The organism is Shinella sp. HY16 (assembly GCF_028534175.1).
Taxonomy (GTDB): Bacteria; Pseudomonadota; Alphaproteobacteria; order Rhizobiales; family Rhizobiaceae; genus Shinella.
Genome location: NZ_JAHYXL010000001.1, coordinates 1200414 through 1223339 on the forward strand (window position 1 = coordinate 1200414; position 22926 = coordinate 1223339).

At 63.9% G+C, this 22926-nt stretch carries 24 protein-coding genes; 15 read left to right on the forward strand and 9 right to left on the reverse strand.

The window, feature by feature from the left end; all coding sequences use genetic code 11:
- Nucleotides 1-16: 16 nt before the first annotated feature.
- Entirely contained in the window at nt 17-1213 is a 1197-nt protein-coding gene (locus K0P03_RS05940) for a hypothetical protein (RefSeq protein ID WP_023512798.1), read from the reverse strand.
- A 209-nt stretch (nt 1214-1422) separates the two neighbouring features.
- Between K0P03_RS05940 and parC the strand changes: the two genes are divergently transcribed.
- Nucleotides 1423-3675, forward strand: a complete 2253-nt coding sequence (gene parC, locus K0P03_RS05945; RefSeq protein WP_272789128.1) for a DNA topoisomerase IV subunit A — start codon at nt 1423-1425, stop codon at nt 3673-3675.
- On the opposite strand, the gene K0P03_RS05950 is transcribed toward parC, so the two are convergent.
- From K0P03_RS05950 to hemB, 6 genes are all read right to left on the reverse strand, one after another.
- Complete coding sequence (locus tag K0P03_RS05950) at nt 3676-4068, reverse strand: type II toxin-antitoxin system death-on-curing family toxin (RefSeq protein WP_272789129.1); 393 nt, start codon at nt 4066-4068, stop codon at nt 3676-3678.
- On the reverse strand, nt 4065-4286 hold the full coding sequence (locus K0P03_RS05955; RefSeq protein ID WP_024270876.1) for an AbrB/MazE/SpoVT family DNA-binding domain-containing protein: 222 nt from the start codon (nt 4284-4286) through the stop codon (nt 4065-4067). Before K0P03_RS05955 ends, K0P03_RS05950 begins: the two co-directional genes overlap by 4 nt.
- A 51-nt stretch (nt 4287-4337) precedes the next feature.
- The gene (locus tag K0P03_RS05960) at nt 4338-5252 is read right to left on the reverse strand and encodes a DMT family transporter (protein ID WP_272789130.1); all 915 of its coding nucleotides are present in this window, start codon (nt 5250-5252) and stop codon (nt 4338-4340) included.
- Between the two features lie 78 nt (nt 5253-5330).
- Nucleotides 5331-6095 carry an arginyltransferase gene (locus K0P03_RS05965; RefSeq protein ID WP_023516919.1) on the reverse strand — a complete coding sequence of 255 codons (765 nt, stop codon included), beginning with the start codon at nt 6093-6095 and terminating at the stop codon, nt 5331-5333.
- Nucleotides 6096-6239: 144 nt separating this feature from the next.
- Nucleotides 6240-6704 (reverse strand): RDD family protein, encoded by a 465-nt coding sequence (locus K0P03_RS05970; protein ID WP_023516918.1) that lies wholly within the window; start codon nt 6702-6704, stop codon nt 6240-6242.
- A 231-nt stretch (nt 6705-6935) separates the two neighbouring features.
- A complete protein-coding gene (gene hemB, locus K0P03_RS05975; protein WP_023513588.1) occupies nt 6936-7952 on the reverse strand; it encodes a porphobilinogen synthase in 1017 nt (338 codons plus the stop codon).
- 154 nt (nt 7953-8106) lie between these two features.
- Here hemB and K0P03_RS05980 point away from each other — a divergent pair, with 154 nt between their 5' ends.
- The 8 genes from K0P03_RS05980 (at nt 8107) to K0P03_RS06015 (ending at nt 15831) form a co-directional block, all read left to right on the forward strand.
- Nucleotides 8107-8544: a DUF6163 family protein gene (locus K0P03_RS05980; protein ID WP_037407643.1), complete on the forward strand. Its 438-nt coding sequence runs from the start codon at nt 8107-8109 to the stop codon at nt 8542-8544.
- Nucleotides 8545-8674: 130 nt separating this feature from the next.
- Nucleotides 8675-9187 (forward strand): transcriptional regulator LdtR, encoded by a 513-nt coding sequence (gene ldtR / locus K0P03_RS05985; RefSeq protein ID WP_024270688.1) that lies wholly within the window; start codon nt 8675-8677, stop codon nt 9185-9187.
- Between the two features lie 286 nt (nt 9188-9473).
- Complete coding sequence (locus K0P03_RS05990) at nt 9474-10796, forward strand: L,D-transpeptidase family protein (protein ID WP_050742925.1); 1323 nt, start codon at nt 9474-9476, stop codon at nt 10794-10796.
- Nucleotides 10797-10987: 191 nt separating this feature from the next.
- Nucleotides 10988-12286 (forward strand): serine hydroxymethyltransferase, encoded by a 1299-nt coding sequence (gene glyA / locus K0P03_RS05995; protein ID WP_023515611.1) that lies wholly within the window; start codon nt 10988-10990, stop codon nt 12284-12286.
- Between the two features lie 66 nt (nt 12287-12352).
- Nucleotides 12353-12832: a transcriptional regulator NrdR gene (gene nrdR / locus K0P03_RS06000; protein ID WP_023515610.1), complete on the forward strand. Its 480-nt coding sequence runs from the start codon at nt 12353-12355 to the stop codon at nt 12830-12832.
- Nucleotides 12833-13945 (forward strand): bifunctional diaminohydroxyphosphoribosylaminopyrimidine deaminase/5-amino-6-(5-phosphoribosylamino)uracil reductase RibD, encoded by a 1113-nt coding sequence (gene ribD / locus K0P03_RS06005; protein WP_272789131.1) that lies wholly within the window; start codon nt 12833-12835, stop codon nt 13943-13945. It begins immediately after the preceding gene.
- Complete coding sequence (locus K0P03_RS06010) at nt 13945-14562, forward strand: riboflavin synthase (RefSeq protein WP_272789132.1); 618 nt, start codon at nt 13945-13947, stop codon at nt 14560-14562. Before ribD ends, K0P03_RS06010 begins: the two co-directional genes overlap by 1 nt.
- A gap of 132 nt (nt 14563-14694) precedes the next feature.
- Entirely contained in the window at nt 14695-15831 is a 1137-nt protein-coding gene (locus K0P03_RS06015; RefSeq protein WP_050742928.1) for a GGDEF domain-containing protein, read from the forward strand.
- Nucleotides 15832-15838: 7 nt separating this feature from the next.
- Here K0P03_RS06015 and K0P03_RS06020 read toward each other — a convergent pair whose 3' ends face one another.
- Nucleotides 15839-16342 carry a cupin domain-containing protein gene (locus K0P03_RS06020; RefSeq protein ID WP_050742929.1) on the reverse strand — a complete coding sequence of 168 codons (504 nt, stop codon included), beginning with the start codon at nt 16340-16342 and terminating at the stop codon, nt 15839-15841.
- Nucleotides 16343-16540: 198 nt separating this feature from the next.
- Here K0P03_RS06020 and ribH point away from each other — a divergent pair, with 198 nt between their 5' ends.
- From ribH to K0P03_RS06040, 4 genes are all read left to right on the forward strand, one after another.
- On the forward strand, nt 16541-17002 hold the full coding sequence (ribH, locus tag K0P03_RS06025; protein WP_023513387.1) for a 6,7-dimethyl-8-ribityllumazine synthase: 462 nt from the start codon (nt 16541-16543) through the stop codon (nt 17000-17002).
- Nucleotides 16999-17481, forward strand: coding sequence for a transcription antitermination factor NusB (nusB, locus tag K0P03_RS06030; protein WP_130514999.1), 483 nt, complete (start codon nt 16999-17001; stop codon nt 17479-17481). Before ribH ends, nusB begins: the two co-directional genes overlap by 4 nt.
- Nucleotides 17482-17493: 12 nt before the next feature.
- Nucleotides 17494-18720, forward strand: a complete 1227-nt coding sequence (locus K0P03_RS06035) for an MFS transporter (protein ID WP_023513389.1) — start codon at nt 17494-17496, stop codon at nt 18718-18720.
- Between the two features lie 192 nt (nt 18721-18912).
- Nucleotides 18913-21048 (forward strand): sodium-translocating pyrophosphatase, encoded by a 2136-nt coding sequence (locus tag K0P03_RS06040; protein WP_023513390.1) that lies wholly within the window; start codon nt 18913-18915, stop codon nt 21046-21048.
- A gap of 84 nt (nt 21049-21132) precedes the next feature.
- Here K0P03_RS06040 and K0P03_RS06045 read toward each other — a convergent pair whose 3' ends face one another.
- On the reverse strand, nt 21133-21612 hold the full coding sequence (locus K0P03_RS06045; RefSeq protein WP_088016390.1) for an outer membrane protein assembly factor BamE: 480 nt from the start codon (nt 21610-21612) through the stop codon (nt 21133-21135).
- Between the two features lie 153 nt (nt 21613-21765).
- Here K0P03_RS06045 and K0P03_RS06050 point away from each other — a divergent pair, with 153 nt between their 5' ends.
- Both K0P03_RS06050 and K0P03_RS06055 read left to right on the forward strand, forming a co-directional pair.
- The gene (locus tag K0P03_RS06050) at nt 21766-22320 is read left to right on the forward strand and encodes a ubiquinol-cytochrome C chaperone family protein (RefSeq protein WP_023513392.1); all 555 of its coding nucleotides are present in this window, start codon (nt 21766-21768) and stop codon (nt 22318-22320) included.
- A 21-nt stretch (nt 22321-22341) separates the two neighbouring features.
- Complete coding sequence (locus K0P03_RS06055; protein WP_024270686.1) at nt 22342-22896, forward strand: YceD family protein; 555 nt, start codon at nt 22342-22344, stop codon at nt 22894-22896.
- Nucleotides 22897-22926 lie beyond the last annotated feature (30 nt).

A 22926-nucleotide genomic window follows, 5' to 3' on the forward strand; every position in this document is an offset into this window, starting at 1 on the left:
CGATCAACCGAATGTCTTACATCTCGTCGTTGGCCGTAACCGTGACGCCGAGAACCTGCGGGATGGTCTGCGGTGCACCCATGGCGGCGCCCATGATCATCGGGAACGGTACCGGCTCCTTCGGCTCGGCGCTGATCGTGATGCTCTTGGGATCGTCGAGATAGGCGTTGGCGGCTTCCGCGATCTGGTTCTGCAGATCCGGCATGTTCAGCTGGGCGAGCATGATCGGGATGAGGCCCTTCAGCGACTGGGCCATCTGGTCGCCGGAAACGCCCTGTTCGCTGCCGGCATAGTCAAGCAGCTTCTTGGTGATCGAGGCGTCTTCGAAGGAGATGGAGGCGCTGTTGAAGGTCAGCTGCTGCACGAGGCCCATCATGGACATGCCCATGGCGGCGTTGGCCTCTTCCTTGTTCGGATTGGCTTCGGCGGCCTTGATGGCCTCCTGCATGCTCTTCAGGAAGTCGAGCGTGTAGCCGGAGAATTCCAGCGCCAGGTTGAGACGGCCGACATCCTTGAAGTCGAAGGCGTATTCGTCGACGGCGAGCTTGCCGCTGGCAAGTTCCCAGCTGCCCGACATCGAGACCTTGCCTTCCAGCGTCTGCATGTTCAGCTTGGCGAGGGTGTCCTTGGCCTTCGGGTCTTCGACCGAGGTGAGGTCGGCCTTCAGGTCCGACAGCGTGGCGTCGAATTCGAGGCCGGCATCGGCGTCCATGCGCTTGATGTTCGCCTCCATGCCGGACATGGAGAAGACTTCCTTGCCCTTGGAGGTGACGGAGACCGGGCCGGCGGTGGCCGATTCGTACATCAGCAGCGATTCCAGCGTGCCGGGAACGACCGTGCCGGGTATGATGACGCCGTTGATGGCGATGTCCTTGGCCGAAACCGTGGCATCCGCTTCGGTGACGTTGATGTCCTGGAACGAAACGGTCTCGACGGTGTAGCCGCCTTCGCCGTCTTCCTCGACGCCATCCATGGTGATGGTGCCGAGCTTGACCGGGGCTTCCGAGCCGGTGGCCTTCAGTTCGGCGCTGTCCAGCGTCACGGTCGAGCCGTCGACGGCAACGTTCGAGGAGCTGATGGTGACGCCGCTCGTGGCATAGGTGGCATTCAGCTTGGCCAGCAGATCCGCGCCATCGAGCGCGAAGGCGGGGCTTGCCAGGGAGGCGAGCGCGGCGCCGGCGAGGAGGGTGCGGAAATGGGAGGTGCGCATCATGTTAGGCTCTCTTTCTGGATTTTTGGACGGCTGCCTTGCCGTTACCGCATCTATACGTGCGGCGCGGCGACTATATTCGGGCCGTTGGAACTTTCCATGGAAATCTCAGCCGCCGGCCGGATTTCCGACTTAGGCTTTACAAAGCGCTATCCACAGGCCGCTCGCCCGGTTTCCTTGCCGCGAATCGGCAGGAACGCTAGTCAAGACCCATGGGACAGAACACTTTGCCGCCGGATGGCGGAGACGAGAATATCCTGCCGGTCGACCTCAAGGCGGCGCTGGAAGAGCGCTACCTTGCCTATGCGTTGTCGACCATCACGCAGCGCGCGCTGCCGGATGTGCGCGACGGCCTGAAGCCGGTGCATCGCCGCATCATCCATGCGATGAGCGAAATGGGCCTCAGGTCCAATTCCTCGTTCAAGAAATGCGCGCGTATCGTCGGCGACGTCATCGGTAAGTTCCACCCGCATGGCGACCAGTCGGTCTATGACGCGCTGGTGCGCCTCGCCCAGGACTTCTCGCAGCGCTACCCGATCGTCGACGGCCAGGGCAACTTCGGCAATATCGACGGCGACAACGCCGCTGCCTACCGATACACCGAAGCGCGCATGACCGAGGTCGCGACGCTGCTGCTCGAAGGCATCGACCAGGACGCCGTCGACTTCCGCAAGACCTACAACGAGGAGGACGAGGAGCCGATCGTCCTGCCGGGCGCCTTCCCGAACCTGCTTGCAAACGGTTCCTCCGGCATCGCCGTCGGCATGGCGACGTCGATCCCTTCGCACAACGTGCATGAACTGTGCGACGCGGCGCTGCATCTCATCCGTCATCCGGATGCCGATGTCGAAAAGCTCACCGAGTTCGTGCTCGGCCCCGATCTCCCGACCGGCGGCATCATCATCGACAGCCGCGAAAGCATCATCGAGGCCTACAAGACGGGACGCGGCGGTTTTCGTGTGCGTTCGAAGTGGGAGACGGAAGATCTCGGCCGCGGCGGCTACCAGATCGTCGTCACCGAAATTCCCTACCAGGTGCAGAAGTCGCGGCTGATCGAGAAGATCGCCGAGCTGCTCATTGCCCGCAAGCTGCCGCTGCTCGAGGATATCAGGGACGAATCGGCCGAAGACGTGCGCATCGTGCTGGTGCCGAAGAGCCGCACCGTCGATCCGACGATCCTGATGGAATCGCTCTTCAAGCTGTCGGAGCTGGAAAACCGCATTCCGCTCAACATGAACGTGCTCTCGATGGGGCGCGTGCCGAAGGTCATGGGCCTGAAGGACGTGCTCGTCGAGTGGCTCGCCCATCGGCGCGAGGTGCTTCAGCGCCGTTCGCGCCATCGCCTTGCCGCCATCGACCGCCGCCTCGAAATCCTCGGCGGTTATCTCGTCGCCTATCTCAACCTCGACGAGGTGATCCGCATCATCCGCGAGGAGGACGAGCCGAAGACCTCCCTGATGGAGACCTTCTCGCTCACCGACGTGCAGGCCGAGGCGATCCTCAACATGCGCCTGCGCTCGCTGCGCAAGCTGGAAGAATTCGAGATCCGCACCGAATTCGACACGCTGTCGAAGGAGAAGGCGGAGATCGAGGCGCTGCTTGCCTCCGACGAGAAGCAGTGGCAGACCGTCGCCTGGGAAATCGGCGAGGTCCGCAAGAAATTCGCCAAGGCCACCGAGATCGGCCGCCGCCGCACCCAGTTTGCCAGCGCTCCGGAGGCCGATGTCGAGGCCATCCAGCAGGCGATGATCGAGAAGGAGCCGGTTACGGTCGTCATCTCGGAAAAGGGCTGGATCCGCGCGTTGAAGGGACATATCGCCGATACGTCCGGCCTCCAGTTCAAGGAGGGCGACGCCCTGAAGGTGGCTTTCCCGGCGCAGACGACCGACAAGGTGCTGATCATGACGACGGGCGGCAAGGTCTTCACGCTCGGCGCGGACAAGTTGCCCGGCGGTCGCGGCCATGGCGAGCCCTTGCGCATCATGGTCGACATGGAGAACGACCAGGACGTGCTGACCGCCTTCGTGCATGACGCCTCGCGCAAGGTCATCGTCGCCTCGCAGGCCGGCAACGGTTTTGTCGTCGCCGAAACCGAGATGGTCGCCAACACCCGCAAGGGCAAGCAGGTGATGAATGTGGGCATGCCCGACGAGGCCAAGCTGGTTGTGCCGGTGCGCGGCGATCACGTCGCCGTCGTCGGCGAGAACCGCAAGATGCTGGTCTTCCCGCTGGCGCAGCTTCCCGAGATGTCGCGCGGCAAGGGCGTCCGCCTGCAGCGCTACAAGGACGGCGGCGTGTCGGATCTGCGTTGCTTCGCCATCGCCGACGGCCTCACCTGGGACGACAGCGCCGGCCGCAACTTCGTGCGCAGCAAGGACGAACTCGCCGAGTGGCTCGCCGACCGCGCCGGCGCCGGCCGCACTGTTCCCAAGGGTTTCCCGCGCAGCGGAAAGTTCAGCGGCTGATCAAACGGAATAGGGAAGGCTGACGTCGCGCAGGAAGCGCGTCGCGCCTTCCTCATCGATCTCGCCGGCTGCGACGGCGAGGACGAACGCGATGACATCGGCTTGTGATGCTTCGATCAAGAAACCGTTCAGCATCAGAAATGTGAACGCGGCGAGGAAGCCGGTTCGCTTGTTCCCGTCTGAAAATGGACGGTTTTGTACAATACCGTACAGGTAGGCCGCGGCGAGTTCAAAAATATCGGGCTGACTATAGATGGCCTTGTTGATCGGGCGAGCTAACGCGGCTTCGAGGGCGTTCTCGTCCTTGAGGCCAGCCAGCCCGCCATGCTCGCGAAGCTGCTCATCACGCATGACCTCGACGGTTTGGCGCGAAAGCCATTTGATGTCCCTCATTTGGCGAGTTCGCGCAGGGCGACGCGATATTTCTCCATGCCGAGGCGAGCGGCCTTCAACTGTTCCGCAAGGTCGGTATTTTGCGGGACCAGCTTGATCTTGCCGTCCTCCTCAGAAAGGATCAGTTCATCGCCAGCCTTGACACCCATACGGTCAAGGACGTCTTTCGGGATGATTATGCCCTCGGAATTGCCGATCTTGCGAATAGTGATGTTCATGGTGCATCTTGTTATAACCGAGTTATAACACGGCTCGCCCCTCACTTCAATTTACCCCGCAGACGGAAGCTCAACCGCGGCATCCCTCTCCGCAGCGCGGGCTCTGGAGCGCAGCTGCCACAGCGAGTGGGCGAGCAGTGCGAGGATGAGGATCGAGCCGCCGATCAGGGTTTGCGTGGTGGGTGTTTCGGCAAAGGCGACCCAGACCCAGATGGGGGCGAGCACCGTTTCGACGAGATAGAACATGCCGACTTCCGGGGCGGAAAGGTAGCGCGGGCCGGTTGCAAGACACCAGAAGGCGAGGGGGAGGAGCACGAGGCCGTTGAGGAGGATATAGACCGGCTCGGCGATCGAAAGGCCGCCGGGCGGCAGAAAGAACAGCGCAACGACGCCCGATAGCACGGCGGCAACGAGCGGAACGAAGCCCATGTCGGCCTTGCTCCTGCGGCTGAGTGTCAAGGAGGTCGCCAGCACCAGCGCCGAGCAGAGGGCCATGGCGTCGCCGAAGAGGTTTCCGCTCGAAAGCCCGTCATGCACGATCAAAAGCACGCCCGCGACCATGGCGGCCATGGTGAGCAGCGTGGCGTTGCTCGGGCGCTCGCCGAGGAAGATCCAGGAGAGGATGGCGGCGAACATCGACGTGAAGGCGAGGATGAAGACGACATTGGCCGTCGTCGTGTTGAACACCGCCAGCATGAAGGTCAGCCCGTTGATGCCGTAGCACAGGCCGATCAGCAGGCCGATGCGCCCGGGAACGAGCACCGTCCTGCGGCGCACGACGAAGTTCAGACCGGCCCAGAGCGCGATCGCCACAACAAAAACCGAGATATTCCGCACGGCGACCATCGACCAGACGTCGCCGCCGGCGGCGCGGATCAGCGGAATGTCGAAGGAGAGGGCGAGGCCGCCGATGGCGGTGATGAGAAGACCCTTGCGGTGAAGGGCGGGATCGCTTGTCGAGGGCACGGCGGGACCGGTTTTAGAAGCTGGAAAGGCGTTGAATACAATGTTTCTGGAGCAGGTCGGGCTTTCGCCGATATGGCTTCAGGTATCGTTGGTCTCGCCGTCATAGCGCTCCCAGCCGCGTGGCATCAGGTGTTCCTGCGGCAGAAACTTCGTCTTGTAGTCCATCTTGCGCGATCCCTTGACCCAGTAGCCGAGATAGACATGCGGCAGGCCGAGCATTCTGGCGCGGCGGATGTGGTCGAGAATCATGAAGGTGCCGAGGGAGCGGTCCGCCACCTCGGGATTGTAGAAGGAATAGACCATGGACAGGCCGTCGCCCATGCGGTCCGTCAGCGCCACGGCGAGCAATTCGCCCTGCGGCCGTTCCTTCAGCCCCGAGCCTTCCTCGCGCAGGCGGTATTCGATGATCTTGGTGTGCACATGGGTGTCCTCCACCATCATCGCATAATCGAGCACCGACATGTCGGACATGCCGCCCTTCTGGTGGCGGGCATCGAGATAATGACGGAAGAGGGAGTATTGCTCGCTGGAGGGCTCGGCCGGATATTCGTGCGAAATGAGATCGGCGTTGGCGGCCAGCACCTTGCGCATCGAGCGGCGCGGTTCGAACTCATTGACGAGGATGCGCACGGAAATACAGGCGCGGCAGGTCTCGCAGGCAGGTCTATAGGCGATGTTCTGCGAGCGGCGGAACCCGCCCTGCGTCAGGAGGTCGTTCAGTTCCGGCGCACGCTCGCCCACCAGATGGGTAAACACCTTCCTCTCCATCTCCTGCGGCAGATAGGGACAGGCCGCCGGCGCGGTGAGATAGAATTGCGGAGAGGGTGTTGCCTGCGTATTCATCGGCCGTGGGGCGACTCCGTCGCTGTGTGACACTTCTATGCCAATACCATGGCCTAGTTCAAAAAAAGGTCAACTGGCGCGCGACCCTTCGGGCCGGAATCGACTGGGACAACGGATCGCGCGCGCGGTGAGGGCGCCCCATCCTCAGTAACGGTCCCGGCGCACCACCACGGTGCCAAGCAGGAGGTCGTGCAACAGGCGGCCACGGTCGGTGAAGAGGCCGACGAGCACGATGAACGGCGTCAGAAGCGCGTTGCCGATCCAGAACAGCACGAGATGCACGATCGCCGTCAGGAAGTCGATCGGGCGCCCATCCACACGGGCAAGTGCGAGGCCCATCACGTTCATGCCGGCGCTCGCCTGGCTCGGGCCGCCCATCGTCAGGCCGAAATAGAGCATGGCGACAATGGCGAAGAGCGCCGGATAGAGGAAGAAGCCCAAGCCGAGTGTCAGGATGCCGAGGAAGAAAACGATCACGGCGGCCGGGATCCAGAGCAGGGCGACGATCGCATAGTCGATCAGAAACGCAAAAATCCGGCGCGACAGCACGCCGCGATAGGCCTGCCAGTCCGTCGTGGGAACCCGCGTTTCGTTGAAGTCGGCGCTCATCTCATTGTCTCCCGAATGGAACATGCCTGTTATATGGGGAGGCTCTTGGGGGAAAACAACGGTGATTGGGGTTGGGGCGTATGCCCTTCATCCGGCCTGCCGGCCACCTTCTCCCCGCAAGCGGGGCGAGGGGGGTATGCCGCGCCGTTTTCCGAACTCTCTGCCGTAGAGTTGGGCACGCCCCTCTCCCCGCTTGCGGGGAGGGAGCTAGGGGGAGGGGCAAATCGGATTTCAGCCCTTGCGGGCGAGATGCCGCGCCACGTCCATCGCAAAGTACGTCAGGATGCCGTCACACCCCGCGCGCTTGAATGCCAGGAGGGTCTCCAGCATCACGCGTTCGCCGTCGATCCAGCCGTTCATCGCGGCGGCCTTGATCTGGCTGTACTCGCCCGAGACCTGATAGGCGAAGACCGGAAGACCGAAGGCCTCCTTCATGCGCCAACAGATATCGAGATAGGGAAGGCCGGGCTTGACCATCAGCATGTCGGCGCCTTCCTCCACGTCGAGCGCCGCATCGCGGATCGCCTCCGTGCCGTTGGCCGGGTCGATGTAGTAGGTCTTCTTGTCGCCCTTCAGGAGGCCGCCGGTGCCGATCGCGTCGCGGTACGGGCCGTAGAAGGCGGAAGCGAACTTCGTTGCATAGGACATGACGCCGACATCCTGGTGGCCGGCGGCGTCGAGCGCCTGGCGGATGACGCCGATGCGGCCGTCCATCATTTCCGACGGCGCGATGATGTCGGAGCCCGCATCGGCCTGGATGACCGCGGCGCGCGCCACAAGTTCGACCGTCTCGTCGTTGACGATGACGTCGCCGCGCAGCACGCCGTCATGGCCGTGGCTGGTGAAGGGGTCGAGCGCGACGTCGGTGATGACGCCGATATTGGGCACGGCCTTCTTGATGGCGCGCGTCGCGGCGTTGATGAGGTTGTCGGCCGCAAGGCTGTTCGAGCCGGTCTCGTCGCGCAGGTGCATCTCGATGTTCGGGAAGGTGGCGATGGCGGGAATGCCGAGATCTGCGGCTTCCTTTGCCGCTTCCACCAGCCTGTCGACGCTCATGCGGTTGACGCCGGGCATGGCGGTGACGGGGTCGATGACATTCTCGCCGGGCACCACGAAGACCGGCCAGATGAGATCGTCGACCGTCAGACGGTTTTCCTGGACCAGCCGGCGCGTCCAGTCGGCCTTCCGGTTGCGCCGCATGCGGCGGTGGCCGGTGATCTCGTCGACGATGTTCCTGCTGCCGGTCATGATGCCATTTCCTTGCGTGGGCCCGTTTTCGCCTCCTTATCATGCTGCATGCGTCAATCAAATCGCCAGCGATACGGGGACGTGCGGCATATGGCCGTGCATGATCGCGGTTACGGGCTTTATGCCGGCCGGCCTTGCCCTTACTGTCCGCGCCATGGTTGCTGATTCTGCAAAGGGCCCGAGGCCCAGCCTGACCGAGACGCTGTTCGCGCTGTTCCTGCGGCTGGTGGCGGTCGGCTCGTTGTGGTTCGCGCTGCAGTACTGGGCGATGCTGACGGGCTTCTCCTTCGGCGGGCAGGGGCGTTTCGACCTGCTGCCGCCGGCCTGGAAGGCGGCCTATACGGCGCTCGCCGTGCTGTTTCCCGTCGCGGCCGTCGGCCTCTGGCTCCTCGTCTCCTGGGGGCCGGTGATCTGGCTCATCGCGGCCGCCACCGAGATCGCCATGCACGAGGTCTATCCCTCGACCTTCGGCGTCAACCGGCTGCTGGTTCTGACCCACGGTGCCATCGCGCTTGTCTTCGTTCTTTTCCGCGTCGCGCTCTTCGTCCAGCGCCGCCGGCAGGCCCGCACGGTAAGAACTGATTCACCCTGAGACAGAGTCGCCTTCCGGTAAGGCGCTGTTAAGGCTGCGGTTTAAGTAGAATTTTAGATGCATTCGTTAGGTTCTCACTCAAGGCGGGAAAACAAACCACACCGCCAAACAAAACAGTGAGGCAGAAACCATGAACACCAAGATGAAGCCGCAGCAGGCCCCCGTCGTCGACCCGCAGGAAGACGCGATCCGCAATCTCTACCTGGAATCCCTCCACCTCGTCGAGCGTCTGCACCGTCGTCTGCTCGACGTCATCAAGGACGAGTTCGACCGCGCCGGCCGCTCGGATGTCAACGCCGTCCAGGCGCTGCTCCTCTTCAACATCGGCAATTCGGAACTGACGGCAGGCGAGCTGCGCAGCCGCGGCTATTATCTCGGCTCGAACGTTTCCTACAACGTCAAGAAGCTGGTCGACCTCGGCTTCATCAATCACCAGCGTTCGCGCATCGATCGTCGCTCCGTCCGTATCAGCCTGACGGAAAGCGGCCAGGAAATCGCCGAGACCGTGGCAAAGCTCTATGAGCGCCATATCGGTTCGATCCAGAAGGTCGGCGGTATCGGCGAAGGCGAGTTCAACCAGATGAACAAGCTGCTCCAGCGCCTCGATCGCTTCTGGAACGACTCGATCCTCTATCGCCTGTAAGTCCGGGCGCCGTTTTCGACCTCCTCCATAAAAGCCGGCCGCGTCCCCTGCGCGTCCGGCTTTTCACGTTTTCGTGCGGGGGGTTAGGGTGACGTGTGCCTGCCGAGACACGAATTGGCCATATTGCTGTGACACCCGGAAACTGGGCTAAGGTATGCGCGGGCGGCAGGGCCGGTTTGCGTTTGTTAACCCTGTTCGTGATAGCTGCATCGGGTATGGACCCTTGAGGTCACCGTGCCGCGTGCACCTCGCCGCCTTCAGCGGCGCTCAGGAGATGGTAGGATAAATGTCTCGCAAAACCGGATTTGATGTGTTCTCGCGCCGCGCATTCCTGCGCTCTGCCGCAACCTTCGGCGCCGCCGCCGTGGCCGGTCAGGCGCTCGCCCAGACAGCGCTCGACGACATCCTCAATGCTCCGCGCCGCGGCAACTGGGACGACCAGTTTGACGCAGAGGCATCGCGCACCGCGACCGCCGTCGTCTCCAACAATCCGATCTTCGGCTCCGGCACCACGGGCTATCTCCAGCAGGCGATCGTCGATTACCAGAACATCGTCTCGAACGGCGGCTGGCCGACGGTCAACACGCAGCAGAAGATGGAGATGGGCGTCGCCGATCCCGCCGTGCAGCAGCTGCGTCAGCGCCTGATCATCTCCGGCGACCTGCCGCGTTCCGCCGGCACGAACGGCGCCTTCGATTCCTATGTGGACGGCGCCGTCAAGCGCTTCCAGGCGCGCCATGGCCTGCCGGCCGACGGTGCCGTCGGCGAGTACACGCTGAAGGCGCTGAACGTCCCGGCCGTCACGCGCCTCGGCCAGCTTCAGACCAACCTCGTGCGCCTGCAGGCCATGTCGGGCGACCTCGGCCGCCGCTATGTCATGGTCAATATCCCGGCCGCCTATATCGAGGCTGTCGAAAACGGCCGCGTCGCCTCGCGCCACACCGCCATCGTCGGCAAGATCGACCGCCAGTCGCCGGTGCTGAACTCCAAGATCTATGAAGTGATCCTCAATCCCTACTGGACCGCGCCGCGCTCGATCATCCAGAAGGATATCATGCCGCTGATGCGCAAGGATCCGACGTACCTCTCGCGCAACTCGATCCGCCTCTTCGACGGCAACGGCGGCGAAGTCTCGCCGGAAACGGTTGACTGGAACGCCGAGAAGGCGCCGAACCTGATGTTCCGTCAGGACCCTGGCAAGATCAACGCGATGTCCTCGACGAAGATCAACTTCCACAACGAGCATCAGGTCTACATGCACGACACGCCGCAGCAGGGCCTGTTCAACAAGCTGATGCGCTTCGAATCGTCCGGCTGCGTGCGCGTGCAGAACGTGCGCGACCTTTCGGTCTGGCTGCTGAAGGATACGGCCGGCTGGTCGCGCTCGCAGATGGAGGCGACGATCAAGAGCGGCGTCAACACGCCGATCAAGCTGGCGGAAGAGGTGCCTGTCTTCTTCACCTACATCACCGCCTGGTCGGCCAAGGACCGCGTCGTGCAGTTCCGCGACGACATCTACCAGAAGGACGGTGCTACCGAGCTTGCCCTCCAGACCAACTACAACCAGGAAGGCGGCCAGGCCGTCGACAGCGACCTTCTGCCGCAATAAGGCAATTTGTCTGACTTTTGCGAGGCCCCGTTTCCCTTTGGAATGCGGGGCCTTTCTGTTTTGCGGCTTTTTGCGTCTGTCGTTTTTATCGCAGAACACGCGCGGAAATGGCGCAAACCGTGGAGCGGATATTGCCCTTGCCATGCGAGGACGTTAAACACCGTGCCACCCACCCTTAAGGAGCCTCGAGGATGAGCAATTCTTCCGCTACCGACGTTTTCTTCACGCGTTCCCTTGCCGACACCGACCCGGAGATTTTCGGCTCGATCCAGAAGGAACTCGGTCGCCAGCGCCATGAGATCGAACTGATCGCCTCGGAAAACATCGTTTCGCGCGCCGTGCTCGAAGCCCAGGGCTCGATCATGACGAACAAGTATGCCGAAGGCTATCCGGGCAAGCGCTACTACGGCGGCTGCCAGTTCGTCGACATTGCCGAAGAACTCGCCATCGAGCGCGCGAAGAAACTGTTCGGCGTCGATTTCGCCAACGTGCAGCCGAATTCCGGTTCGCAGATGAACCAGGCCGTCTTCCTCGCGCTGCTCCAGCCGGGCGACACCTTCATGGGGCTCGACCTCAACTCGGGCGGCCACCTGACGCACGGTTCGCCGGTCAACATGTCCGGCAAGTGGTTCAACGTCGTCTCCTACGGCGTGCGTGAAGAAGACCACCTGCTCGACATGGACGACGTCGCCGAAAAGGCCCGCGCCAACAAGCCGAAGCTGATCATTGCCGGCGGCACCGCCTATTCCCGCATCTGGGACTGGAAGCGCTTCCGCGAGATCGCCGATGAAGTCGGCGCCTATCTCATGGTCGACATGGCGCACATTGCCGGCCTCGTTGCCGGCGGCCAGCACCCGTCGCCGTTCCCGCATTGCCATGTTGCCACGACCACCACGCACAAGTCGCTGCGCGGCCCGCGCGGCGGCATCGTGCTTACCAATGACGAGACGATTGCCAAGAAGGTCAACTCGGCGGTCTTCCCGGGCCTGCAGGGCGGTCCGCTGATGCACATCATCGCCGCCAAGGCGGTCGCCTTCGGCGAGGCGCTGCAGCCGGAGTTCAAGGACTATGCCGCGCAGATCGTCAAGAATGCCAAGGCGCTTGCCGAGACGCTGAAGGCCGGTGGTCTCGATATCGTCTCGGGCGGCACCGACAACCATCTGATGCTCGTCGACCTGCGCAAGAAGAACGCCACCGGCAAGCGTGCGGAAGCCGCTCTCGGCCGCGCCTATGTCACCTGCAACAAGAACGGCATCCCGTTCGACCCCGAAAAGCCGTTCGTCACCTCGGGCGTCCGCCTCGGTACCCCGGCCGGCACGACCCGCGGCTTCAAGGAAGCCGAGTTCAAGGAAATCGGCAACCTGATCGTCGAGGTTCTCGACGGCCTGAAGATCGCCAATTCCGACGAGGGCAATGCGGCTGTCGAAGCTGGCGTTCGGGAGAAGGTCGTCGCGCTGACGGACCGCTTCCCGATGTACTCGTATATGTAAGACAGCAGTACCAGGAAAAGTGCCGCGCGGTTTTCCGTCCGGAACCGCGTAAAGCAAGGAGACTTCATGCGCTGCCCCTATTGCGGTTCGGAAGATTCGCAGGTGAAGGATTCCCGTCCTGCAGAGGACGGGGCCGCCATTCGCCGCCGGCGCATCTGCCCGGATTGCGGTGGCCGGTTCACGACCTTCGAACGGGTGCAGCTGCGTGAGCTGATGGTCGCCAAGAAGACGGGCCGCAAGGCCCCCTTCGACCGCGACAAGCTGCTTCGCTCCTTCGAGATCGCGCTTCGCAAGCGGCCCGTCGACCGGGACCGCATCGAACGCGCGGTCTCGGGCATCGTCCGCCGGCTTGAAAGTTCCGGCGAGACGGAAATCTCTTCCGAGGAAATCGGCCTCCAGGTGCTGGAGGCGCTGAAGGCGCTCGATGACGTCGGCTTCGTGCGATATGCCTCGGTCTACCGCGATTTCTCCCATGTCGATGATTTCGAGAAGATCCTTTCCGAAGTCGCCGCCAAGATCGCCCGGGATCCGGGCGCCGACGGCTAGATGTCCGGCGCGGCGACAGACGACGCACGCTTCATGGCAGCGGCCATCCGCCTCTGCCGCCGTCATCTCGGCCTGACTGCCACAAACCCCTCCGTTGCCTGCCTGATCGTCAAGCACGGTGTGGTCCTCGCCGCCGCCGTGACCGCGCGCGGCGGGCGGCCGCATGCCGAAACGCAGGCGCTCGCCGAGGCGGGGGAAGCCGCGCGCGGCGCGACGGCCTATGTCACGCTCGAACCGTGCTCGCACCACGGCAAGACGCCGCCCTGCGCCGATGCGCTGATCGCCGCTGGCATCGCCCGCGTCGTGGTCTCGGTGACGGATCCGGACGAGCGCGTGGCGGGCAGGGGGCTTTCGATGCTGCGCGATGCCGGCATCGTGGTCGAGACGGGCGTTCTGGAAGCGGAAGGCCGCGCGGCGCTCGCCGCCTATCTCACACGCCAGACGAAGAAGCGCCCCTATGTGACTCTCAAGCTTGCCGTTTCCGCCGATGGCATGCTTGGCCGCCTCGGTGCGGGGCAGGTGGCGATCACGGGGCCGGTTTCGCGCGGGCAGGTGCATGGTCTGCGTGCCGAGACAGATGCGATCCTCATTGGCATCGGCACGGCGCTGGCCGATGATCCGGAGCTGACCTGCCGTCTTCCGGGGCTCGAAGCCCGCTCGCCCGTGCGCATCGTGCTCGATCCTCGGCTGGAACTGTCGCCGGCCTCGAAGCTGGCGCGGACGGCGAAGGATGTGCCTGTTATCGTTGTGACGACCAAGGGGACGGAGATACCCCCCTCTGGCCTGCCGGCCGACGACGCGCGCGCCGGCGCCCTCGAAGCCGCGGGCGTCGAAATCCTGACCTGCGACCCGCGCCGGCTCGACGATCTCCTGATGGCGCTCGCCACCCGCGGCGTCTCCTCGCTGCTCGTCGAAGGCGGCGCGCGCACGGCGCAATCCTTCATCGAAGCCGGCCTCGTCGATCGCATCCTGCTGTTTGCGGGCACCGGTACCATTGGCAAAGACGGGGTCGCATCCCCATGTGTGTCCGGGCGCATGCCGGATGGCTTTTCGCTCCGGAACACGGCGCGCCTCGGCGCGGACAGTTTGCACGAATACGAAAGAGACGATTGATGTTTACCGGCATTGTCACTGACATCGGAACGGTCGAGAAGGTCGAGCCCATGAACGAGGGCGTACGCCTGCGCGTGCGCACGGCCTACGACCCGGCCACCATCGACATGGGGGCCTCCATCGCCCATTCCGGCACCTGCCTCACCGTCACGGCGCTGCCCGAAGAGGGCTCGAACGCCCGTTGGTTCGAAGTGGAGGCCTGGGAAGAGGCGCTGCGGCTGACGACCATCGCCGGCTGGACGGCCGGCACCCGCATCAACCTCGAACGCTCGCTGAAGATCGGCGACGAGCTCGGCGGCCACATCGTTTCCGGCCATGTCGACGGCAAGGCCGAGATCCTCTCCGTCGAGGCCGAGGGCGACGCGACGCGTTTCCGCATCCGCGCGCCCGCGGGGCTGGAGCGCTTCGTGGCGCCGAAAGGATCGGTCGCGCTCGACGGCACATCGCTCACCGTCAACGCCGTCGATGGCGCTATCTTCGACGTGCTTCTCATCCGCCACACGCTCGATGTCACCACCTGGGGCGAGCGCAAGGCGGGCGACTTCGTCAACTTCGAGGTCGACACCATGGCACGGTATGCGGCGCGGCTTGCCGAGTTTCCCGCCCCCAAGGCGTGACGGCAGCGTGACTTTCGCGGGCGCCGTCACGGATCGGCACAGACCGGCGTGACGGCCGGCCTGCAAGGTAACGATATCGATACTTCTTGCTCCCTAGTGTGCGCGCATCGGACCGCTGGAGACCGTTGCCGCATGGCGCCTGATTACCAAACCCTTCTGCTGGCGATCGGGCTCGCGGGTTTTTGCCTGTCGGCCACGCTGTTCGCCTCGTGGATGTCCGCCCGCGTCGAGCGCTTCCTTCTCAGCTGGTCCATCGGTATCGGCTGCATCGTACCCGCGGTTGCGGTCTACAGCCTCTATATCGATCAGGCGAATGTCGCGATCGGGTGCCTCGCCTTCACGCTGCAGTTCCTCGGCTTCGCCTTCATCTATGGCGCAGCCTACAGGTTCCGCTCCGGCGCCTCCGCCCGCCGGCGCATCGCCATCGTCTTTGCGGCCTGCCTCGCCATCGCTCTGCCGCCGCTGGTCGCCGGCTATGACGGCATCGCCTTCATTGCGCTCAACCTGCTTATCACGGCCTGCCTCGCCGCGACGGCCCGGGAGTACTGGCGCGGCCGCGCGGAAGCGCCGCTGCCGCTGACCGGCATCGTCACCCTCTACCTCCTGACCGCCGTTTCCTTCCTGCTCTGCGCCGGCGTGCTGATTCACGACGGCCGCTGGGTGATGGGACACGCGCCGGACAACTGGGCGGAAAATCTCAATCTGGTCGCGGCAATCATGGGCATCACCGGTATTGGGGCCATGTCGCTCGCGCTCAACCAGTGGCGGGTTGCCGGCAGCCACCGCCACGCCGCCATGACCGATGCCCTGACCGGTCTCCTCAACCGTCGCGCCCTTTTCGATCGCTACGGGGCGCTTCCCGTCGGTGAGCACCAGGCGGCAATCGCCTTCGACCTCGACAACTTCAAGGCGGTCAACGACCGGCACGGTCATGCGGCGGGCGACGCGGTGCTCATGGTCTTCGCCGATATCCTGCGCGATTCCTGCGGGGTGGCGGCCTGCCTCGCCCGCCTTGGCGGTGAAGAGTTCGTCGTCGTTCTGGAGCGCACCTTGCCGGAACGCGCGCAGCGCATCGCCGAACGCGTCCGCGAAGATTTCGCTGCCAAACTCATCCCGATCGGGGGCCGGTCCATCACGTGCACCGTCAGTGCCGGAATCGCTCTTGCCGGAGAAAACGGCACGAGTTTCGATTCCCTCCTCAGCAATGCCGACGAGGCGCTCTACATGTCCAAGCGCAACGGCCGCAACCGTGTGTCGCTCGCCGCCTGAGGGGATGTCAGGCGCCGGGCTCGCCCTCCCAATAGTCGACGGTCTCGCCCGCGCGGCCGATGGTGCGGAATTCCGTCCGCCCGCCCGTGGCAAGGCGCGTCTTGGCGAGGAATTTTCCGGAATCCGGATATTCGCAGATCTCGGTCGCCGCCATGGACGAAATGGACAGGTATTTCAGCGGCACGGTGCCGGTGTTGAGGATCTGGTGCGCCGTCTCCGGTCCGCCGGCCGGCGCACCCAGCACGTCGCCGGGACCAACGAGATGCCGTTCGCTGCCGTAGCGATAGGTGCCGTGGCCCTCTAGGATGACGAAGAGCTCGTCTTCGACATGGTGGCTGTGGAAGGGACAGCCGGACTTGCCGGGCGGGACCTCGCCATAGCCGATGCCGAGATCCTTCAGGCCGAGGCGGGCGCCGAAGGATGTGTCGCGGGATTCGTAGAGCGTTCCCTGCGTCCAGTGCTCCAGCGCCAGCCTCGCGAGATTGACGATCGGCGGTTTCTGGGCGTCCATTCGCATCTCCTTTATGACTCTTGACATATTGTTCGCACTTTGTTCCATTGTGTCAATCCCGTTCGGTCGAAGCGGCTCCCGCCGGGGCGCCGAAATCGACGCGGGGGGTGGAAAATGCTTGCCAAGCTTCGCCCGTCGTGGTTTGACCGCCGCCTCTGCCCGCTGATGCGTGGCCTGCCTCCAATGTTCAGGTGATTTATGGCCAACACCGATAATCCCCATCTCCTCATCGTCGAGGCGCGCTTCTACGACGACATGGCCGACGCGATGCTCGACGGCGCCAAGCATGCGCTCGATGCCGCGGGCGCAACCTACGACATCGTGACCGTCATGGGCGCGCTCGAAATTCCTGCCGCCATCTCCATGGCCCTCGACGGCATGGAAAATGCCGGCACCTGGTATGACGGCTTCGTCGCCCTCGGCATGGTCATCCGCGGCGAGACCTACCATTTCGATATCGTCGCCAACGAATCGAGCCGTGCGCTGATGGACCTTTCGGTCAGCGAAGGCCTGCCGATCGGCAACGGCATCCTGACCGTCGAGAACGATGCGCAGGGCTGGGCCCGCGCCCGCCGTTCGGAAGGCGACAAGGGCGGCTTTGCGGCGCGCGCGGCGCTCACCATGATTGATCTGAAGAAGAAACTGGGCGGCGAACAGTGACGACGGACAGGGATCATCAGCCGGTGAAACCGGCCAACCAGCGCGGCGCGGCGCGCCTTGCCGCCGTTCAGGCGCTTTATCAGATGGATATCGGCGGCAGCGGTGTTCTCGAAGTCGTCGCCGAATACGAAGCGCATCGTCTCGGCCAGGAGGTCGACGGCGATACCTATCTCAAGGCGGATGCCTCCTGGTTCCGTTCCATCGTCTCGGGTGTCGTGCGCGACCAGCGCTTGCTCGACCCGATGATCGGCGCGGCGCTGCAGGACGACTGGGCCTTGTCCAGGGTCGACTCCACCGTGCGTGCCATCCTGCGTGCCGGCACCTTCGAGCTGAAGGAGCGCAGGGACGTGCCGGTCGCCGTGATCGTCACGGAATATGTCGAGATCGCCAAGGCGTTCTTCGAGGACGAGGAGCCGAAGCTGGTGAATGCGGTGCTTGACCGCATCGCCAAGCAGCTTCGGCCGGACACACGCAAGTAAACGGTAGGCGACATGAGCACGGGTACGGTCGAAGGTCTTGAACAGGAACTTTCGGCCGCGCGCCGCAATGTCTTCCTCCTGACGATTGCACAGGCCCTGCTCGCCTCGGCCGGGCCGATCGTCTTCTCTGTCGGTGGCCTTGCCGGCTACAACCTGCTCGGCGCGGACAAGTCGCTCGCCACCGCGCCGCTGACCGGCTTCAATGTCGGCGTGGCGCTCGGCGCCGTGCTCGTCGCCATCGCGGCCCGCATGCTCGGTCGCACCTACGGCTTTATCGTCGGGGCGCTCATTGGCGCCGGGGGCGGCCTTCTGGCTGCCATTGCGCTGTTCCGCGGCGATTTCTGGCTCTTTGCCCTCGGCTTCGTGCTCGTCGGCATTTCCAGCGGCTTTGCCCAGAAGATCCGCTTTGCCGCGGCCGATGCCTCGCCGTCCTTCTACAAGCCGCGCGCCATTTCCTGGATCCTTGCCGGCGGCGTCATTTCCGCCGTGCTCGGCCCCCAGGTGGTCATCCTCACCAAGGACCTGTTCGAGCCGGTGCTGTTTGCCGGTGCCTTCGTGGCGCTCGCGCCGCTCTGCCTTGCCGCCATCGGGCTCTTCCTCTTCCTGCGTCTACCTGACCACAAGGCGGCGGCTGTCGCGACGGGGGAGGCGGCGCGGCCGCTCCGCGAGATCGTGCTGACCCAGCGGTTCATGACGGGCATGATCTGCGGCATCTCCTCCTACGCCCTGATGACCTTCATGATGACCGGCGCGCCGCTGGCCATGGTCATCGGCTGCGGTTTCTCGCCGGAGATGGCGACGCTCGGCATCCAGTGGCACGTGCTCGCCATGTTCGCGCCGAGCTTCTTCACGGGCATGCTGATCCAGCGCTTCGGCACGGAAAGGGTCGTCGCTGCCGGTCTCCTCATCCTCATGGCCTGCGCCGCGGTCGCCCATGCCGGCATCGCGCTGTGGAATTTCTGGGGCGCGCTGATCCTGCTCGGCGTCGGCTGGAATTTCGGCTTCATCGGTGCAACCGCCATCGTCGCCTCCAGCTACAAGCCGCATGAGGCGGACAAGGTGCAGGGCTTCCACGACATCATCCTGTTCGGCACGGTGGCACTTGCCTCCTTCTCCTCGGGCAAGGTGTTCAACACCTATGGCTGGCAGGCGATCAACCTCTTGTTCTGGCCGATCACCGGGGTGAGCCTCGTTCTCGTTCTTCTCCTGCTTTTGCGCGGCCGCCGACCGGCTGCCTGAGCCCGCCCGCAGACCGACGTCGAAAAATCCAGCGCAGCGCACGGCTTGCCGCAGTGCGGCGGCTTGACGCAACCGATTCGCAAACGCACTCTGACCCCGCGCCGGCCCCTGTCTTGTGAGGAGGCAAACGGGAGCGGGCGCGTATCGGCTGCGGGGAGAGGACCCTGTGGCCTCCAAGGAGGACAGAGCGAAATGACCATATTGTTGGGCGTTATCGCATGCGGGTTGCTTTCGGTGGTCTATGCCATCTGGGCGACACGGTCGGTGCTTGCCGCCGATCAGGGGAATGCCCGCATGCAGGAAATTGCAGGTTATATCCGGGAAGGGGCGCAGGCCTATCTCACCCGGCAGTACAAGACCATTGCCATCGTTGGGGTCGTCGTCTTCGTCGGCACCTGGCTACTGCTTTCCGCAACGGCTGCCATCGGGTTCCTGATCGGCGCCGTCCTGTCGGGTGCTGCCGGTTTTATCGGCATGTATGTGTCCGTCCGCGCCAATGTGCGCACGGCACAGGCCGCATCCGTCAGCCTGTCCTCCGGCCTCGACATCGCTTTCAAGTCGGGTGCGATCACCGGCATGCTTGTCGCCGGCCTCGCATTGCTCGGCGTCTCGATCTACTACTGGATTCTCACCGGCCTGCTCGGTCAGGAGCCGGCCTCGCGTGAGGTCATCGACGCGCTCGTCGCGCTCGGTTTCGGTGCCTCGCTGATTTCCATCTTTGCCCGCCTCGGCGGCGGCATCTTCACCAAGGGTGCGGATGTCGGCGGCGATCTTGTCGGCAAGGTGGAAGCCGGCATTCCTGAAGACGATCCGCGCAATCCGGCCACCATCGCCGACAATGTCGGCGACAATGTCGGCGACTGCGCCGGCATGGCCGCCGATCTCTTCGAGACCTATGCGGTGACCGTCGTCGCCACCATGGTGCTCGCGGCGATCTTCTTTGCCGGCACGCCGGTTCTCTCCAGCGTGATGATCTATCCGCTCGCGATCTGCGGCGCCTGCATCATCACTTCGATCGTCGGCGCGTTCTTCGTCAAGCTCGGCACGAACGGCTCCATCATGGGCGCCCTCTACAAGGGCCTTATCGTCACGGGCCTGCTGTCGATCGTCGGCCTCGCTGTCGCCACGTCGCTCACCATCGGCTGGGGCGTTGTCGGCACCGTCGCGGGCAGGGAGATCACCGGGACGAACCTGTTCATCTGCGGACTGCTGGGGCTTGTGGTGACAGCGCTCATCGTGGTGATCACCGAGTATTACACCGGCACCAACAAGCGCCCGGTGAACTCCATCGCCCAGGCATCCGTCACCGGTCACGGCACCAACGTCATCCAGGGCCTTGCGGTCTCGCTGGAATCGACTGCGCTGCCGGCCATCGTCATCGTCGGCGGCATCATCGCGACCTACCAGCTTGCCGGCCTGTTCGGCACCGGTATCGCGGTCACCGCCATGCTCGGCATTGCCGGCATGATCGTGGCGCTCGACGCGTTCGGCCCGGTCACCGACAATGCCGGCGGCATCGCCGAGATGTCGCACCTGCCGCCGGAAGTGCGCAAGTCGACGGACGCGCTCGACGCGGTCGGCAACACGACCAAGGCCGTCACCAAGGGGTATGCGATCGGTTCGGCGGGCCTCGGCGCGCTGGTGCTCTTCGCCGCTTACTCGAACGACCTTGCCTATTTCGCGGCGAACGGGGACAAGTATCCCTATTTCGCCGGCATCGGCACGATCTCCTTCGACCTCTCAAACCCCTACGTCGTGGCCGGCCTCATCTTCGGCGGCCTCATCCCCTATCTCTTCGGCGGCATCGCCATGACGGCCGTCGGCCGTGCAGCGGGCTCCATCGTCGAGGAAGTGCGCAAGCAGTTCCGCGACAAGCCGGGCATCATGGCGGGCACCGAGCGACCGGACTACGGGCGCGCGGTGGACATTCTTACCAAGGCGGCAATCCGCGAAATGGTCGTGCCCTCGCTGTTGCCGGTGCTGGCGCCGCTCGTCGTCTATTTCGGCGTGCTGCTCCTCTCCGGCTCCAAGGCCTCGGCCTTTGCGGCGCTCGGCGCCTCGCTGCTCGGCGTCATCGTCAACGGCCTCTTCGTGGCGATCTCCATGACGTCGGGTGGCGGCGCATGGGACAATGCCAAGAAGAGCTTTGAAGATGGCTTCGTCGACAAGGACGGCACGCGCCACCTGAAGGGATCGGAAGCGCACAAGGCCTCCGTCACCGGCGACACGGTCGGCGACCCCTACAAGGATACGGCAGGCCCGGCGGTCAATCCGGCGATCAAGATCACCAACATCGTGGCGCTCCTGCTGCTGGCCGTTCTCGCCTGACCGGCATCGCCGTTCATGCTGCAAAAAAGAAACCGCGGGGAGCGATCCCCGCGGTTTCTTGATTCCCGGAAGGGCCGAAGCGTCTTACTTCGGGCCGCCGCCGCCAAAGATGTTCTGGATCGCCGCGCCCGGTGCACCGCCGGTGCCGCGCAGCAGCTGGCCGAGGAAGGTGAGCTCGACGCCGCCGGTCGGTGTGACGCGCGAGATCATGTCGAAGACGCGACCGTCCTTCAGCGTATAGTGGGCGAGGCGCTCGACCACGCCCTCCTTGTCGAAATAGATGGCGAGCACGCTCTGCTCGACGACCTTCGGTTTCATGAAGGCGACGGGCCGGCTGCGCTTCTGCGAAACGTAGTAGAAGACCTCGTTGTCGAAGGTCGCTGTCGCGGACGGCGAGCCGAGCGAGAGCATGACCTGTTCGCGCGAGGAGCCGACCGGGGCCAGCGCCAGCGTCTCCTGGTCGACGACGTAGCCCTGATGCAGCACTTCGCCGGGACCCTGGCAGCCTGCGAGAACGGACGAGGAAAGCGCGATGGCAATGGCGGCGTTACGCAACAGCTTCATGTTCAGAGCATCTCTCTTCAACAACATCCCCGGGACTGTGATGGCCGCGCAGCCATTGCAATTCATGCCTGCTTCGGTAAACCAGCTTCGACCGTCATGCAACATGACTTGCGACGGCTCCATGGTTTGAATCGGGCAAAACTAGGCTTTATGATGATTTTCGGCCTGTTCGGCAAAAAAAACGGCAACCGGCGTATCGTTGAAAAGCAGTACGCAACGCTGACAAAGGCGGCGCGCCATCCCTATCTCTATGAAGTGCTTGATGTTCCCGACACGGTTATGGGCCGTTTCGAGATGCTCTCGGCCATGCTGATCCTTTACTTCCGGCGCACCCGTGCAAGCGGCACGTCCGGCCAGGAGATCGCCCAGGAGATCGTCGATGCCTTCTTCGAGGATGTCGATCATTCGATTCGCGAGCTCGGAGTCGGCGATGTCGGCGTGCCCAAGCGCATGAAGAAGTTCGCCGGCATGTTCTACGGTCGGCTGGAGTCCTACGCCGGCGCGCTCGATTCCGACGATCATGACGGTCTTGCTGCTGCGCTACGGCGCAACATCCATCCGGAGGCGGGCGAGGGCGCGCCGTCGATGGCGGGGCTCGCCCTCTATCTCTTTGCGGCTGAAAGGGCGATGATGGCCGTCAGCGAGGACGATATCAGGGTCGGAGCGCTCGGCGTTGTGGAGCCGGGCCCGCAAGGACATGCCGCCTGAAGGCGGCCCAAAGGGAATAGAATGAAGACAGACGACGACACGCCGTTCTCCTACCTGGTCAAGGTGGGGCACATTTCCGCCAACCCGGTCGAGGTGACGATCAGCGCCAATGCCGAGGAGTGCGCCGGCCTTGCCGAGCTCTGGTCCGTGCTGGAGGTGAAGGCGCTTTCCGCCACCTTCCAGCTGCAGCGCTGGAAGCGCGACGGCGTGCGCCTCAAGGGCCGCGTCGTGGCGGATGTCGTGCAGGCCTGCGTCGTCACGCTCGACCCCGTCGAGGCGCATATCGACGAGCCGGTCGAGGTGGTCTTCGTGCCCGAGGGCTCGAAGCTGGCGCGGCTTCCGGTTGCAAGCGAGACCGGCGAAATGCTGCTTGATCCCGATGGGCCGGATGCTCCGGAAATCTTCACGGGCGATACGATCGATGCCGGCGTGGTCGCTGCCGAACATGCCGCGCTTGCCATCGATCCTTATCCGCGCAAGTCCGACGTGGACTTTTCCGGCCATATCGAGAGCACGGACAAGGATGACAAAAAACCGTCGCCTTTTGCCGTTCTGAAGGACTGGAAAAAAGACTGAACGGCTCCTGAGGCGCCTGATAATTCAGTT